Annotated in this window: 15 protein-coding genes; 9 read left to right on the top strand and 6 right to left on the bottom strand. The window is 56.3% G+C overall.

What is annotated here, in order from left to right:
• Positions 1-62: 62 nt before the first annotated feature.
• The 4 genes from LPW13_RS09965 to LPW13_RS09950 are packed head-to-tail and all read left to right on the top strand — an operon-like array spanning position 63 to position 3469.
• Positions 63-1691, top strand: a complete 1629-nt coding sequence (locus LPW13_RS09965; RefSeq protein WP_230435046.1) for a GMC family oxidoreductase — start codon at positions 63-65, stop codon at positions 1689-1691.
• A complete protein-coding gene (locus LPW13_RS09960; protein WP_230435044.1) occupies positions 1688-2506 on the top strand; it encodes a putative RNA methyltransferase in 819 nt (272 codons plus the stop codon). The genes LPW13_RS09965 and LPW13_RS09960 overlap by 4 nt, the downstream gene beginning before the upstream one ends.
• Positions 2503-3030: a tRNA adenosine(34) deaminase TadA gene (gene tadA / locus LPW13_RS09955; RefSeq protein ID WP_452309195.1), complete on the top strand. Its 528-nt coding sequence runs from the start codon at positions 2503-2505 to the stop codon at positions 3028-3030. The genes LPW13_RS09960 and tadA overlap by 4 nt, the downstream gene beginning before the upstream one ends.
• 1 nt (position 3031) lies before the next feature.
• Positions 3032-3469 (top strand): potassium channel family protein, encoded by a 438-nt coding sequence (locus tag LPW13_RS09950; protein ID WP_230435042.1) that lies wholly within the window; start codon positions 3032-3034, stop codon positions 3467-3469.
• An 81-nt stretch (positions 3470-3550) separates the two neighbouring features.
• On the opposite strand, the gene LPW13_RS09945 is transcribed toward LPW13_RS09950, so the two are convergent.
• Positions 3551-4126 (bottom strand): NADPH-dependent FMN reductase, encoded by a 576-nt coding sequence (locus tag LPW13_RS09945; RefSeq protein WP_230435040.1) that lies wholly within the window; start codon positions 4124-4126, stop codon positions 3551-3553.
• 252 nt (positions 4127-4378) lie between these two features.
• On the opposite strand from LPW13_RS09945, the gene LPW13_RS09940 reads away from it, so the two are divergent.
• The 4 genes from LPW13_RS09940 to LPW13_RS09925 are packed head-to-tail and all read left to right on the top strand — an operon-like array spanning position 4379 to position 7964.
• Complete coding sequence (locus LPW13_RS09940) at positions 4379-5278, top strand: LysR family transcriptional regulator (RefSeq protein WP_230439181.1); 900 nt, start codon at positions 4379-4381, stop codon at positions 5276-5278.
• Positions 5279-5309: 31 nt separating this feature from the next.
• Positions 5310-6755 carry a hypothetical protein gene (locus LPW13_RS09935; RefSeq protein ID WP_230435039.1) on the top strand — a complete coding sequence of 482 codons (1446 nt, stop codon included), beginning with the start codon at positions 5310-5312 and terminating at the stop codon, positions 6753-6755.
• A gap of 34 nt (positions 6756-6789) precedes the next feature.
• Positions 6790-7644, top strand: coding sequence for a thioredoxin (trxA, locus tag LPW13_RS09930; RefSeq protein WP_230435037.1), 855 nt, complete (start codon positions 6790-6792; stop codon positions 7642-7644).
• A 2-nt stretch (positions 7645-7646) separates the two neighbouring features.
• Positions 7647-7964, top strand: coding sequence for a Nif3-like dinuclear metal center hexameric protein (locus LPW13_RS09925; protein WP_230435035.1), 318 nt, complete (start codon positions 7647-7649; stop codon positions 7962-7964).
• 241 nt (positions 7965-8205) lie between these two features.
• Here LPW13_RS09925 and LPW13_RS09920 read toward each other — a convergent pair whose 3' ends face one another.
• From LPW13_RS09920 to LPW13_RS09900, 5 genes are all read right to left on the bottom strand, one after another.
• On the bottom strand, positions 8206-8742 hold the full coding sequence (locus tag LPW13_RS09920; RefSeq protein WP_230435034.1) for an NUDIX hydrolase: 537 nt from the start codon (positions 8740-8742) through the stop codon (positions 8206-8208).
• 31 nt (positions 8743-8773) lie between these two features.
• Entirely contained in the window at positions 8774-10273 is a 1500-nt protein-coding gene (nhaC, locus tag LPW13_RS09915) for a Na+/H+ antiporter NhaC (RefSeq protein WP_230435032.1), read from the bottom strand.
• Positions 10274-10348: 75 nt separating this feature from the next.
• Positions 10349-11617: an arginine deiminase gene (gene arcA / locus LPW13_RS09910; RefSeq protein WP_230435030.1), complete on the bottom strand. Its 1269-nt coding sequence runs from the start codon at positions 11615-11617 to the stop codon at positions 10349-10351.
• Positions 11618-11644: 27 nt separating this feature from the next.
• Complete coding sequence (locus LPW13_RS09905; RefSeq protein ID WP_230435028.1) at positions 11645-13072, bottom strand: basic amino acid/polyamine antiporter; 1428 nt, start codon at positions 13070-13072, stop codon at positions 11645-11647.
• Positions 13073-13231: 159 nt separating this feature from the next.
• A complete protein-coding gene (locus LPW13_RS09900; protein WP_230435026.1) occupies positions 13232-14689 on the bottom strand; it encodes a lipopolysaccharide biosynthesis protein in 1458 nt (485 codons plus the stop codon).
• A gap of 150 nt (positions 14690-14839) precedes the next feature.
• On the opposite strand from LPW13_RS09900, the gene LPW13_RS09895 reads away from it, so the two are divergent.
• Positions 14840-16168, top strand: coding sequence for an efflux RND transporter periplasmic adaptor subunit (locus LPW13_RS09895; protein WP_230435025.1), 1329 nt, complete (start codon positions 14840-14842; stop codon positions 16166-16168).
• Positions 16169-16196 lie beyond the last annotated feature (28 nt).

The raw sequence follows: 16196 nt of genomic DNA, 5'->3' as shown, positions 1-16196 counted from the left end.
ACAATTGCTGCTTCGTAGTAAACTGGTAAAACCTGCCCGGAACACAGCAAAGGAAGGCGCCGATGGCGAAAACCCTGGTATACGACTATGTCATCGTTGGTGGCGGCTCTGCCGGTTGCGTACTGGCGAACCGGCTCAGTGCCGATGAGCACAACCGGGTGTGTCTGCTGGAGGCGGGACCTTCCGACCACAACCTGCTGTTGCAAATGCCGGCAGGGATCGGCTACCTGGTACCGGGCAAGCGTTTTAACCTGCACCATTACACCGAAGCGCAGACAGCGTTGAATAATCGGCGACTGTTCTGGCCGCGGGGCCGGGTGCTCGGCGGTAGCAGTGCCATCAACGCGATGATTTATACCCGGGGCAATGGAGCGGATTACGATGCCTGGAAGCAGGCGGGTAACCCGGGTTGGGGGTGGGATGACATCCTGCCCTATTTTCTGGTGGCGGAGGGGAATCAGCGGGGCAGTGATGCCTTTCACAGTGGCTACGGGCCACTGGCCGTTTCTGACCTGAAATGGAAGTCGCCAGCGGGCCGGGCTTTTGTGCGTGCGGCGCAGGAAGCGGGGCATCGCCTCAATCACGATTTTAACGGTCACCAGCAAAATGGTGTCGGCTTTTACCAGGTCACCCAGAAGCATGGTCGCCGCTGCTCGGCCGCCACAGCCTACCTCTATCCGGTAAAAAATCGCCCCAACCTCAGTATCTTTACCCGCGCGCAGGCCGCGGCGATTGATATGAAGGGAGATCGCGCCGCGGCGGTCCGCTTGCTGGATGGCCGCAGAATCATCGCCAACAAAGAGATCATTCTCAGTGCCGGTGCCATTCAGTCCCCCCAACTTTTGATGCTTTCCGGCATCGGGCCAGAGGGGGAGTTGAGAAAGCTCGGTATTGTGCCCCAGGCACACCTGCCCGGCGTTGGGCAGAACCTGCAGGACCATCTGGATATTACCCAGGTTGTGGCCGCAAAAGGTGCGGTGGGCTTCAATGATGCCTTTGGTGCGAAGCTGAAGGCCGCGCTGCAGATGCCGAACTACCTGCTGTTAAACCGCGGCATGCTCACCAACAATGTCGCCGAAGCCGGTGGTTTTGCCAGTTCCAGCCTGGCGGGGAGTCACCCCGACATCCAGTTTCATTTGAGTGCGGCACCGCTATTCAATCACGGCCTGAAAAAACTGCCGGGCTACGGCTTCTCCCTGCACGCCTGCGCACTGCGTCCGAAAAGTCGCGGAACTATTACCCTCGCGTCCAGCGACCCCAGAGCGATGCCCCAACTACAGCCCAACTATCTCAGCGCACCGGAAGATCTGGAGGTGCTGGTAGAGGGGTACAAAATGGCGCAGGAAATCATCGAGCAACCCGGCATGAAGGAGATTCATAAAAACTGGTGGCTGCCGGAAAAACCGCTGACGAAACGCAAAGCCATTGTCGAGTTTATCCGGCAGTACGCGGAGACCATTTATCATCCGGTGGGCACCTGCAAGATGGGCAATGATGAGCTGTCCGTAGTGGATCATGAGTTGCGGGTCCACGGTGTGGATGGACTGCGGGTAGTGGATGCCTCCATAATGCCGACCCTTGTCAGCGGCAATACCAATGCACCAGTGATTGCCATTGCTGAAAAAGCAGCCGATATGATTCTGCAATCGTCCTCCGTCAAACCAATTCGAGAAGTCAGCCACAGCCCATGATCTGGCAGTGCCCCCATTGCGAGCAGCCCCTACGGCAACAGGAGAACCAGTGGCGGTGCGATACCGGCCACAGTTTTGACCGCGCGCGGGAAGGTTACGTCAACCTCCTGCCCGCCAATCGTAAACGCAGCCGCGAGCCCGGTGATTCTGCAGAAATGTTGCAGGCCCGGCGCCAGTTTCTGGAGGCGGGATATTATCGTCCGCTGGCGGATGCCATTTGCGCGCAGTTGCCCGCGCGGGAAGGTGCCCGATTGCTGGACCTGGGCTGCGGTGAGGGTTACTACGCCCGCCAGTTATCAGTAAAGGGATGGTCTGAGCAGGCCATTACCGGTGTGGATATCGCCAAGTCCGGCGTGCGCCTGGCGGCCAAGCGCATGCCTTCCGCAGAGTTCGGAGTGGCGAGCAGCTTTCATCTACCGCTACTGCCTGAAAGTCACGACGCCGTACTGCGGGTGTTTGCGCCCGGGCCGGCAGCGGAAATTGCGCGGGTGTTGAAGCCCGACGGGGAACTGCTGGATATCACGCCGGGGCCGGAGCACCTGTGGAGTCTGAAGCAGCGGCTTTACCGCGAACCCCGCCCTCACCGCACTCCGGACGATCTGGAAGGGTTTTCACTGATTGCGGAAATGCGGTGCTGTTTTGCACTCCACTTGAAAAGCCGTGAGCACATCGCAGATTTTCTCGCCATGACTCCCTTTGCCTGGACCGCAGCCAGAAAAGGGCAGGATGCCGCGCGTGAGGCGCTGTCAGAGCTTGATAGCCTGCAGTTGGAAGCGGATTTCTTACTGCGGCGCTGGAAAAAGGTTAGCCGTTGAAAGCCGGTCTATCGGTGGATGTAGCTGCCGCGGCAAGTGTTGGATCATTAAAAGCAGAGAGTAAGGAAGTGGCGACACCACGGGATTTTATGTTTATGCAGCGGGCGCTGGCGCTTGCTGAAGAGGGGGCCAAACTCGGCGAGGTGCCCGTGGGTGCCGTGGTGGTGCGCGATGGAGAAGTCATCGGTGAAGGGTTTAATCAACCCATCAGTGCCGCCGACCCCAGTGCACATGCCGAAGTGGTAGCGCTGCGCGATGCGGCCCGGCGCGCGCAGAACTATCGCTTACCCGGGGCCACGCTGTACGTCACTATCGAGCCCTGCACCATGTGCTTTGGTACCCTGATTCACGCCCGCATTGAACGGCTGGTATATGGTGCTGCCGAGCCCCGTGCCGGCGTGGTAGCCAGTCAGTTAAAATTGCCGGATCAGACGTTTTTCAATCACAAGATTCAGGTGGAAGGGGGTGTGTTACAAGATCAGGCGGGGGGGCTGGTAAAAGAGTTTTTTCAGAGAAGGCGCTGACATGCTCATTCCCTTATTGATCAACGGATTTCTCGTCGCCTTTGCGGTGTTGATCCATCACGAAGTGCTAAACGGCCTTTTCAAACTGGGACAAAAGCTCAAGCTGCATCGAAATATGGGGGTTTTGATGGGGGTTTTCGGTGCTCTGATTGGCCATGTCATCGAAATCTGGATGTTCGCGTTTGGCTATTTCTTTATGTACAACTCGCCATATTTCGGCACGCTGACCGGCAATTTCAATGGCAGCCTGACTGACTGCGCCTACTTTTCCTTTACCACCTACACCTCTCTGGGCTTCGGCGATATAGAGCCTCATGGCGATTTGCGCTTTACTGCGGGGCTGGAAGCTTTGACGGGCCTGGTGCTGATCACCTGGACCGCTTCATTCCTGTTCCTGAAAATGCAGCGCTACTGGCATCGCGACGAAGTCAAAAACTGATACCGGGCGCAGGCCGCCCGGTATTGGCACTGGGTTTTAAGTGCAGGGGTAAGCGCTGGGAATAAGCGCGCGGACAATCGACTACTGCTGGATCGCAGCGACAGTCTGCTCTACCACGGCTTTGAGCTGGGTTGCCATGCCCTCATCCACCAGTTTGCCCTCGGCATCAAATACATTCATTGAGCCGGGTACCGCCAGCATGGTGGGCGTAATCCAGGTGCCCAGTGGTTGCAGAATGTCCCGCAGGTGGTTCAGACCGCGCATTCCGCCCAGTCCGCCGGGAGAGGTGGCGAACAGTGCCGCCTTGCGGCCCTTGAAAAGCTCTGCAGGCGCAAACTGCCCGTCCGGGCGGGATACCCAGTCGATCAGGTTTTTCAGTGCCGCGGTCACAGAGCCGTTATATTCGGGGTTGGCGATCAGCAGGCCGTCGGCGGTGGCGAACAGGTCTTTCAGCGCGCGTACGTTTTCCGGCACGCCCTGGGCTTCTACGTCTTCGTCAAACATTGGCAGTGGGTAGTCGCGCAGGTTCACTTCTACTACTTCCGCGCCGGCCGCACGGGCCATCTCGGCGGCGTTGGCTGCCAGGTGGCGGTTGTAGGAGTTCTGGCGCAGACTGCCGGCGAATGCCAGCAGGCGGGGTTTACGTTGTTCGCTCATAAGGGATTACCTCGATATTGCGTTCCGGTCACTCCATGTGCCCGGATTGTGTTTCAGTGGTTGTTTGATCAGTGCTGGCTTGATCAATGCTGTTTGCTTCAATGGAGGGAATTCTGCCGGATCCGGCGCCGGACAAAAATGCAATGTACGCAAACTTATTGTGCAAATTTGCACAGAAGTCCCTTCGCGCCTACAGTGACGCAAACGGTGGGACGGTGAGCCCGAAGCGATAGCCTCGAGGATTGGGAATTGGTGGTAAAAGACTGGAACAACCTGCATTACGCGCTGGCAGTGGCCCGTGCCGGCACCCTGTCTGGTGCGGCTCTGGAACTGGAGGTGTCCCACTCCACGGTTCTGCGGCGGATAGATGCGCTGGAGAAGGCGCTGGATACCCGCCTGTTCCATCGCCACGCGCGGGGATATGTGCCTACAGAGGCAGGGCGTCTGCTGATGAGTGCGGCGGAGAATATGCAGGACCAACTGGATCAGCTGGTAGGGCGGGTCCAGGGGGTAGACGAGCAGCTGAGCGGAACCCTGGTCATCACCACCGTGCCCAATCTGGTGCCCCAGTTGATGCCGATCATGCGCGGCTTCCAGCGGCAGAACCCCCAGGTACGCCTGCAGGTGGTTTCCGAACGGCGGCAGCTGCGCCTGGAGCACGGCGAGGCGCATATCGGCATTCGGCCCGGGGCTCGCCCAACGGCACCGGATTATGTGGTTCAGGCGGGCATTACCATGCAGAACACCCTCTACGCTTCCGAAGGATATATCCGGGAGTGCGGCCTGATGAACAGCCTGGACGATATCGAGGGCCACCGCTTTATTTCCTCGGTTGAAGATATGCCTTTTATCCCCTATATCGATTGGGTCTCGCGTACGGTGCCGGAGACACAGGTGGTCTTCCGCTGTAACGAATTCGGTCCCTTCGAGGAGGCTGCCCGATGCGGAGTGGGCATTGCCGCCATGCATTGCTGGAGCGGAGAGAGCAATCCAGATCTGCGGCGGATGTTGCCGCCGCCGGAAGGCTGGCGCACAGACTTGTGGCTGGTGACACACCGGGACATGCACCGTACTCGCAAGGTACAGTTGTTTCTCGACTGGTTGAAGCAGGCGCTGGCGGAGCTGCCACCGGAAATTGGCATTGTTAGTTGATAGCAATACGTACGAAATCAGGAACCTCGCAATGAATAAACGGAACGTTTCAGCGGAAAAATCTAATGGCAGGTTCACCCTATTGGGCCTGTTGCTTGCCGCATTACTGATCACTGCCTGCGGCAAAAGTGGGGAGCAGCAGGATTCTTCTGCGGACACGACCAGCGAGGGCGATGCTGTGGCCACTGCCCGGCAGGCGGGCGAGGGTGCGGAAGCAAAAAACGGGGAGCCTGATACCGATCAGGCCTCGGATCCGGGCAGTATCCTCGACAGTATTGCGGAACAATACGTGCAACTGGTGCTGGCCTTGGGTAACCATGACAAAAGTTATGTGGACGCCTACTACGGACCTGCGGACTGGAAAGCGTCCGCAGAGCAAGACCCGGCTTCCGCCGCCGAGTTGGCCAACCGGGCCGAGCAGCTACTGGCGCAACTGCCGGAAACCGTTGAGCCGGGAGATGATCTGGAGACGTTGCGCATCCACTACCTGAAAACCCAATTGCGCGCGGTGGCCTATCACGCGCATCACCTGGGGGATGCGGGCTTTCGCGATTTCGACCGCGAGGCAAAAGCGCTCTACGACACCGAGCCCCCGGTGCAGACTTTTGATGAATTTGAACCGGTCTTGGCGCAGCTCGAACAGGAATTGCCCGGAGAAGACCCCCTGTATCTGCGGGTCAAAGCATTCCAGGATCAGTTTGTGATTCCCGAAGACAAGATGCCCGCGGTGTTTGATGCTGCAATTGAGGCCTGTCGCGAACGCACCAAACAGCATGTGGATCTCCCGCAAGCGGAAAGTTTCAAACTGGAGTATGTGCAGGACAAGCCCTGGAGTGGCTACAACTGGTATCAGGGCAATGCCCACAGCCTGATCCAGATCAATACCGAACTGCCGGTGCATATCGATCGCGCCATCGATCTCGGGTGCCACGAAGGCTATCCCGGGCACCACACCTACAATGCGCTGCTGGAGCAGACGCTGGTGGAGGACAAAGGGTGGCGGGAATACAGCGTCTACCCGCTGTTCAGTCCCCAGTCCCTGATTGCCGAGGGCAGTGCGAACTACGGTATCGAGCTGGCCTTTCCCGGTGGTGAGAAAGCCGAGTTTGAAAAAGAAACCCTGTATCCGCTGGCGGGGCTCAATCCCGCACGGGCGGAGAAGTATGACCGTGTGCTGGCGCTGAAGGAAAAGCTCAGTTTTGCCGAAAACATCGTTGCCCGACAGTACATCAATGGCAAAATTGATCGCGACCGCGCCGTAGAACTGTTCCAGCAATATGCGGTGATGAGCCCCGAGAAGGCCAGACAGCAAGTCCGTTTCGTGGACACCTACGGTGCCTACGTGATCAATTACAACTGGGGCAAGCAGTTGGTCAAGAACTACGTGGAAGAGGGCGCGCAGTCTCAGGATGCCCGTTGGCAGCGTTTTGCCAAACTGCTCTCTTCTCCGCGGCTACCATCGTCTCTGAACTGGTAGACTAGTGCGCTCACAGATTGAATCAGGAGTATCCGTGGAAGAGTTTATCGTTGATGTAACCGCCCAGAACGCCCAGCAGGTGCTGATAGAAGAGTCCATGAAACGTCCGGTGGTGGTGGATGTATGGGCTGAATGGTGTGAACCCTGTAAACAGCTGATGCCGGTACTGGAAAAGCTGGCGAATGAATACGCCGGTCAGTTTCTGCTGGCCAAGTTGAACGCGGATACCGAACAGGCGCTCGCTGGCCAGCTGGGGGTGCGCAGCCTGCCCACGGTGATGGTACTGAAAGACGGCCAGCCGGTGGACGGTTTTGCCGGTGCCCAGCCAGAGAAAGAAATTCGCGAGATGTTGGACAAGTATCTGCCCAAGCCCTGGGATCTCAAGCTGCAGCAGGCACAGCAGTTGGTCGCAGACGGCAACCTCGACGAAGCGCTACCGATGCTCCGTCAGGCCTACGGTGAATCCGACGAGCGCGTGGATATTGCCAAGCAATATGCGGCCATTTTGCTGGAGAAAAACCGGGTCAAGGACGCGGAGACCGTTCTGGGCAAGATCCTGATGGCCGATCAGGACAGCGACTATCAGCAGCTGATGGCGCAGCTGGAGCTGAAACAGCAGGCGGCGGACTCTCCGGAGATCAAGGCGCTGCAGGAAGCGGTCAATGCCAACCCGGAGGATACCGAGGCTGCCTATAAACTGGCGGTGCAGTTGACCCAGAGTGAGCGCCATGAAGAGGCGTTGGAGATTCTGCTGAAACTCCTGCGCTCGGATATGGGCTTTGCGGACGGTGCGGCCAAGCAGGCGTACCTGGATATCGTCAAGGCCCTGGGGGCGGGTGATCCGCTGGCGGCCAAGTACCAGCGCAAACTGATGACGTTGATGTTCTGAATATGTTCAAGCTCTGTGTGTTTATTCCCGAGTCTCACTTGGAGCCGGTTAAACAGGCGCTGTTTGATGCCGGCGCGGGGCGCATTGGCGATTACGATCGCTGCTGTTGGCAGGTGAAGGGGCAAGGGCAATTCCGGCCCCTGGACGGCAGTCAGCCGTTTATCGGGCAGACCGGCCAGGTGGAGCAGGTTTCCGAGTACCGGGTGGAGATGGTATGTGCCGACGAAGTCGTGGACGATGTAATCTCGGCCATGCGTGCAGCGCACCCCTTTGAGGAGCCGGCTTTCGACCTGTGGCGGCTGGACGACCGCTGTGGGTAGCGTTAACCCTGTGCGGTCCAGGTTATTTTAGCGGCCTGTGGCGGCAAAGCACTGGGTATCCGTTTTCAAAACCGCTGTGAATACATCCATGTACGCTGCGTCAGCGACGTCCCTGTCGCTGACGCTTTTGAAAACGGATCCCCAGCACTTTACCTTCGCTTCAGCTTCTGAGCTTCGAATAAAATTTCCTCCGCGGTGCTTTGCCACCACTGAGCGGGTTCAAACTTAACAAGGGGTCAGATCAGAGCTTCCGCTCAATAACCCCTCGGTGTAGTTTAAATATTCCTTCCTTGCGATCAGCAAAGTAATGTTGGATGGTCTCCGTCATGATCGGAAAGGCCATATCGTCCCAGGGGATTTCGTCTTCGTGGAACAATTCCACTTCCAGCGATTCCGGGCCGGGGCCGAAGTCGGTATCCGTGAGTTCGCCGCGGTAAATCAGATACACCTGATTGATATGCGGAATATCGTAAACGCAATACAGGTCATCGGTGCGGACCCGCGCCAGGGCCTCTTCCCAGCACTCGCGTAGCGCGCCCTCCTCGCTGCTCTCCCCATTTTCCATAAACCCCGCGGGCAGGGTCCACAGCCCCAAACGCGGCTCGATGGCGCGCTTGCACAACAGGATCTGATCTCCAAGATAGGGCACCACGCCCACAATTACCCGCGGGTTCACATAGTGGATGGCGCCACAGTCGTGGCACAGGTGTCTGGGGCGGTCGTCGCCCATCGGGATTTCAAACGCGACCGTATGGCCACAATGGCTACAGAATTTCATCGCGCCAGTATACGCGCAGTCGTCAAATGCGTCAGCTTTGCTCGGGATCGCCGGGTGAGGCAGATACTTGAGACGCGGGTAAGCGTACCAGTTTGAAGCCGGTGAATCCGTAGAGCACACTGAGCAGCGGACTGGCGATATTGAACAGGCAAAATGGAAGATACAGTAGCGTCGGTACGCCGAGCACGGCCGCCATGAAAGCGCCGCAGGAATTCCACGGCACCAACGGAGAGGTCACGGTTCCGCAATCCGCTGCCAACCGGGACAGGTTTTGCGGCGCAAGGCCGCGCTTTTGGAATTCGGCGCGATAGATGCGCGTCGGCAGCACCAATGCTATGTACTGGTCTCCGGCGACGATGTTCAATCCGAATGCGCTGGCAAATACCGTCAGGAAAAGTCCGCCTATGGATTTTGCACGGTATATCAAGGGATTGATCAGCCTTGTGATCAGTCCGAATTCGTCCAACAGCGCACCGAAGGTTACCGCGCCCATAATCAACCACAGTGTATTCAGCATGCTGGCCATCCCACCGCGAGACAGCAGCCGGTCGACATCGGCTATGCCGGATTCCATCGAAAAGCCACCGGCCATCGCCTGCCACACCGCTTTTACGCCACCGGCAACATTGAGGCTTTCCTGACCGATAAAACCGGCGTATACCGCGGGCTGCAGGAATGCACCCAGTACACCGGCAAAGATTGCCGACAGCAGGAGCGATAGGGATGCCGGGTATTTGCGGATGGACATGAAAACCAACAACCCTAGAGGCAGCAGATTCCAGGCGGTGATCCGATAGATGCCGTTGAGTGAATCCAGTTCCACGACTTTTTGCAGCTCGGTTTGCCCCTCGATATCAACCCGACCGAGGCCGAGTAGTGTGAAGATCGCGGCGGCCAATAAGAATGCGGGTACGGATGTCCAGGCCTGGTTGCGGATATGTGTGTATACATCCACCTTGACCATCTGCGCGGAGAGGATTGTCGTTTCCGAAAGTGGTGAGAGTTTGTCACCAAGGTAGGCCCCAGAGATCACAGCACCCGCCGTGATCGCTGTAGAGACTTCCAGCATGGTGGCGATGCCCACGAGGCCGACGCCGATGGTGCCGGCGGTGGTCCATGAACTGCCGATGGACATGGCGATAGCGCCGCAGATCGCCGCACTGGCGACGTAATACCAGGTGGGGGAAAGGGCCTGGATACCGTAGTAAACCAACGTTGGAATAGTGCCGGACAGGTTCCAGGTGCCGATCAGGGCGCCTACTGCCAGCAGTATGAAGATGGCACCGGTAATGGAAGCCAGTGCCCCCTGTCCCGCCTGTTGAATGGCGGACCAGGAGTGACCATTTTTCATCGCAATCAGTGCCGCGACCATGCAGCAGACGATCATTGCTGTCTGAATCGGCCCGCTCAGCGCGTCCATGCCGAAAATCATCAGAGAGCTGCCGATCAGCAGCGCCAGTGTCAGCAGTGGGATCAGTGCATCGGAAAGCGAAGGTTCCCTGGTCATTCTGGATTGGTCGCGTTCAGACATCGCGATGCTATCTCTTCACGGGGCCAGTATTGACCGCGCTAGCGCACAAGCAAGGGCTTTGGTGCACTGACTCTTTCAGAAGTCCACCGGGTCGCGAACAATGGGGCAGGTCATGCAATGACCACCGCCACGGCCGCGACCGAGTTCGGCGCCCACGATGGTGATGACTTCGATACCCTCTTTACGCAGCTGGGTATTGGTGTAGGTATTGCGATCGTAGGCAAACACCACCCCGGGCTTGGCGGCAACCAGATTGTTGCCACTATCCCACTGCTGGCGCTCGGAGGCGTAGTGATCCCCGCCGGTCTCCACCACGCGAATCTTTTTCAGGTTCAGTGCTTTGGCGACAACATCGACAAATGGCTTTTCTTCCATGGTGATGTGGAGATCCTCTCCCTTGTCGCCCGGACGAAGAACCAGCGTATGTACTTGATCCATAATCTCCGGATACAGGGTGACCACATCGCGATCGGCAAAAGTAAATACTGTGTCCAGGTGCATGGCGGATCGAAGCTTCGGCATCGCGGCGACAATGACTTTTTCCGCAGCGCCTTTTTCGAACAGAGCCGCGGCAAGCTGGGAAATCCCCTGTCGGGAAGTGCGCTCGCTCATACCAATCAGTATTGTGCCGTTGCCCACCGGCATCACATCGCCACCTTCTACCGTGGCGAGCCCATAGTTGGTATCCGGGTCGCCCCACCAGACCTCGAACTTCTCGCCGGTGAAGCTTGGATGGAATTTGTAGATTGCGGTGGTGAGGAAGGTCTCTTCCTTGCGGGCCGGCCAGTAAAGGGGATTCAGGGTGACCCCGCCGTAAAGCCAGCAGGTTGTATCGCGCGTGTAGAGGGTATTTGGTAGTGGCGGCAACAAATACTCTGTTGCGCCGTGGGCTTCGCGGGCGAGCTCCATAAAGTCTGACTTGGAGAAATTGTCCGGCAAATCGATCACAGACAAACCGCCAATCAAATATTCCGCCAGATGCCGCGGCTCCAGACTCTCCAGATATGCCCGCGTGTCTGCCATCAGTCCCGGCCCAACATTATTTGGTGTAACCTTTCGGTCCAGAAGCCACTTGCGTGCTTCTGGAATCGCCACCGTTTCGGCGAGGAGGTTGTGCATTTCCACCACTTCGATATCGAAGTCACGCATTTTGGTCATGAAGTCAAAGTGGTCGCGCTTGGCATTCTGTACCCAGAGCACATCGTCAAACAACAAGTCATCGCAATTGGTTGGGGTCAGGCGAGTATGTGCGAGGCTGGGGGCACAAACCATCACCTTGTGTAGTTGTCCAACCTCGGAATGTACACCCAGGGTGGCCCCGGATTTTGACCTGGTTTTAGCCATAACAGCTCTCTCTAAAGCGCTTTGCAACTAAAGAACGATGGCACCTGTGATCAGTGAATAGATACCGATGATGGCGCCGATAACAATCAGGGAGAAAAGAATCAGTTCCCGGGCAGTGAACGTCCGCAGGTTCAGCTCGCGACGGGCGAAGATAAACAGCAGTGTGCCCGGTGCGAAAAGAATGCAGGAAAGCAGTACGTGATCGAGGCCACCGGCAATAATCATAAAAATGGTATACAGGGTAGCAACAATGCCGACGGTCAGTTCGCGAGTGCGTAACCGGGCCGGGTCGGATTCATACGTCTCCTTGGTGAATGCCAGTTTGAGCCCGTATCCAGCAACCAGGAGATATGGAATCAGGGTCATAGAACTTGTGAGTTCCAGTGTAAGATCAAATGCATATTGAGCAAAAATGGTCAGTATCAGGAATATCTGCACCAGGATGTTGGTGAGCCAGAGTGCCGTAGAGGGCACGCCATTCTGGTTCTCACGACCGAATACCTTGGGAACCAGATCGTATTTGGAGGCGGTAAACAACGCCTCGGCACACAACAGTGTCCAAGCGAGATATGCCCCCAGTACAGACACAATCAACCCCGCGCTGACAAAAACTGCCCCCCAGGTGCCGACAATCGCCTGTAGCACTCCGGCCATAGAGGGTTGGCGCATTTCGGCAACCTCTGGACGCAACAGAACACCGTAAGGCAGCAGCGTGACAAGAATCATCAGGCACAGAACGCCGAGAAACCCCATGACTGTGGCCCAGCCTACATCGGCCCTATTTTTCGCGTAGCGGGAAAATACACTTGCCCCTTCAACACCGATAAAAACAAACACGGTTACCAACATAGTGCGGCGAACCTGGCTCATGACATCACTGAAGTTGTAGTTACCGCCACCCCAGAAGTTATCTACAAAAAGGTCCTTCTTGAAGGCAACGGCCACAATAATGATGAACAGAATAATGGGAACCAGCTTTGCCACGGTCACCACTTTGTTTATCACGGCCGCCTGTTTGACACCACGTAATATCATAAAGTGAATGGACCACAATATGACAGAGGAGACCGCCACAGCGGGAATGGTGTTGCCCTCACCAAATAGGGGAACTGCAGCGCCGAGGGTGGATTTGATCAGTACGAAGTAGGTGGTATTGCCTAGGCAGCTCCCGGCCCAAAAGCCGAATGCAGCCATGAAACCGATATAGTTACCAAACCCGTCTTGGGCATACGTAAAAATACCGGCATCCAGATCCGGCTTGCGGATAGCAAGAGATTGAAAGACAAACGCCAGCATCAGCATACCGGTGCCGGCAATCGCCCACGCGATCAGCGCCCCAAATGGGCCAGTGGCATTGGCGAAGGTGGTGGGCAAGGAGAAAATTCCGGCGCCGACCATTGAGCCGACCACCATCCCCATCATAGTTGTGCGGGTTAAATTGCGCTCAGTCGTCATCGACATTCACCGGTGAAAAGCATTACTTCCAGTGTAGACGTGCGTTTCAACCATGCAGATGCCGATTTGTTAGCTAATAACGCTATATCTTTCGATAAAATAATTCGAAATATGCTTAAGGGCACCTCTACCCATGAACTCTGTTCTTATCAACTGTGCTCACAGGAGCTTTTCCTGCTGCATGCGGAGTTGCCGGAGAGCAACGATCGCATATACCCCATAGAGACCAAGCATGGATACCGTATATGCAATTGCAGCACCTGTTGCCTCCAATCTCGGTACCAGCATTACCAGAAGGGTAATTTGGAGGACTGCGCTTGCCGTCACGGTGGAAAACACAACTCTATATTGCCTTCTGTATTTCAAATATATGGGAGCTGTGGCGAGAAGCACCGTGGTAGAGCTCGTGATGACCAGTAGCCGAAAAGACGTGGAACCTTCTGCGACAAACTCCGGGTGGAACAGAGCAAGTATCTTTTCTGTAAACAGCATGGTCAGTAAAACAAAGCCCACCAATACCGGGAGTAGCCACTGCAAACGCTGTATGCGTAGGCGGTTAAGAGCCTGGTAGTCTCCCATCTCCATCAGTACGGACAACTCTCTCGCATATATACGGTTGGTGGATACCGCCAATACTGAAGCCAAGGTTGCCGTAGACATCGCCGCAGCATAGGCACCAACGGCTGCGGCAGAGGGCTGTAGCCAGTCCAGTACCAGCACCGCAACTTGAGCGATTACGCCCATGGAGAGGCGGTACAGCCAGAATGGCAGGGTTTCCATTCTCCAGGAGATCGTACTTAGTTCGCTCGAGTTTGATTCATAACCATCTGATTCATAAACACTTGATTCAAAAGCGCTTGATGCGGCGGTAGCTTTCCCTTTGGGATGAGGCCAAGCTTTTCTAACCCTGCTGGCTGAGAGAAAAAAGCCGATACACCAAGCGATTGCCCAGCAGGCGATTCCCTTGGCCCCACTCAGATCGGCAGGAGAGATAATTAAGAGCGCTATCAGTAGTAGTGCCAATGCGGGCACGATCAGTAACGTCACCGCGGCAGCTCTGACACAATCGCCGGTGGCGCTGAGTACGGCGCATTGGTAATACGTCAGTACGCCAACTGGTAACGCTAACAAGCTCAAATGTACCGCTCTCAGAGTCTGAGGTGAAAAATCACGAATCTCATGCGCCCAGAACAACGCCAGTAGGGCCACCAGAATTGAGCCGCCTGCCAGGCGGCTGAGAGCGAATCGCATAAAGTCGCTTGATCGATCCCACTGCCGTTTCTCAAATTTTGCCGGAAGGAAGCGAAGAGTGTATTTATCCACCCCCTGAGCAGCGATGGCCTGTAAAAACAGAAAAAGAGCGGCGGCAACGACGTAGTCCTCGTAGGCGGTCACCGCGAGATTTCGCGCCAGTATCAGGTTGATAGAAAATACGATTGACTGTCCGATAATGGCGATCGCGACAATTTTTCGTATTTCTTTAAAATGTGCTTTTCGGGATAGACTCACTGTCAATTCCGGCGTGAATACGAGACTCTTTGCCCGTACATAATAGAAACAATGCGCAAAAGTTGAGCGTTTTCCATCCCGCGCGGTGAAACTACTGAAATTCTTCATTATCTCTACCGTTTTGACGCCCTAAAGAACACAGCGACAGTTCGTCCAATGTGCACCATCTATAGTTGAGACATGAGTAGTGGCGCAACTGGCTGTGTGTATTCGCGGATGTTGAAGTTAATTGGTCTGGCGTATTTTGTTGGAGCATCTGTGTTGCTTTTTGTGGGTGGCTGTGCCGATAAAAAGCAGGAAGCGCCTGCATCCAAGCCACCTCCGGTGGAAGTACTCGCGGTGCGCGCACATCAAGTGGTGCCGCGTTATGAATATGTCGGTCGCGTAGAGTCTACCGATGAGGTGCAAGTGCGCTCGCGCGTAGAGGGGTATATAGATAGCCGGAATTTTGTTGAGGGGCAGCTGGTAAGGCAGGGCGAGCTGCTTTATGTCATCGACCCCAAACCCTTTGTGGCAACGCTGGAAAATCAGCGTGCCAATCTTGCCCAGGCGCGTTCTGCGCTGACCATCGCCGAGCGCAACTATCGCCGCGGCCTTGAACTTGTAAGTACGGGGGCGATCAGTCAGGTGCAGATGGACGAGCTGACAGGCACCTTCGAGTCGGCCCAATCCCAGGTTGAGGCGATGGAAGCCAATGTGGAGTCCGCACAGTTAAACCTGAATTTCACAGAGATCCGCGCATCCCTGACCGGTATTATCGGTCGCAACCGGTTCACCAATGGCTCTCTGGTGGGGCCTAGCTCCGAGCCACTCACTTCCATTGTCCGTATGGATCCCATTTTCGTGAATTTCGAGGTGCCGGAAAACCGGCTCTTTGCGGTGCAGGAAGAAGCCGAGCGCCGCCGTCAGAGTGGGCAGGCGCCGGTGCATCGCGAGGTTCGGATCAAACAACCGAATGATGAGCTTTATCCGTACCCCGGGCTGATTGTATTTGTGGATAACCAGATCGATCCCGCCACGGGTTCCGCGTTGGTGCGCGCACGCTTCCCGAATCCGGAACGCCTGCTGGTGCAGGGGCAGTTTGTGAGAGTAGAGATCAGCGTTTTTTCCGGAAAAGACGCTATCAAGCCGCTGATTCCGCAAGCGTCGGTGCAGGAAGATATGCAGGGACGGTTTGTCTACGTGATTGATGACAAGAATATTGCCCACAAGCGTTACCTGGAATTGGGGCAGAGAGAGGGGGAGCTCTGGGCCGTAAAGGACGGTCTGAAAGCCGGAGAACGGCTGGTGGTTAACGGGTTACAGCGGGTGACGGCAGGTAAACCGGTGACGCCTCAGAACTCTGCTTTGGATCCTTATAAAGGTCTGAAAACTCTCAAGCCACCACAACAGACCAGCCCGGTTGAACAACTCCGCGAAGGCGAGGTGACGCCAGAGGAGCGCGCGGAATCCGGCGCCGCCGGTACCGATGGTGCAACCGAACTGCGCGAGATTGATTCTGGTATGGAAGGTGGGCGTGGACCATCTCGGGACTCGACAGATCCGAATCGGGACAGGGAGCCGGATGCGTATTTTGACGGTAAATAGCCCGCGTCATTGGCTTGAGCGGAGAGCA

The organism is Microbulbifer celer (assembly GCF_020991125.1).
Classification (GTDB): domain Bacteria; phylum Pseudomonadota; class Gammaproteobacteria; order Pseudomonadales; family Cellvibrionaceae; genus Microbulbifer; species Microbulbifer celer.
This window is presented reverse-complemented; position numbering and strand designations above follow the sequence as displayed.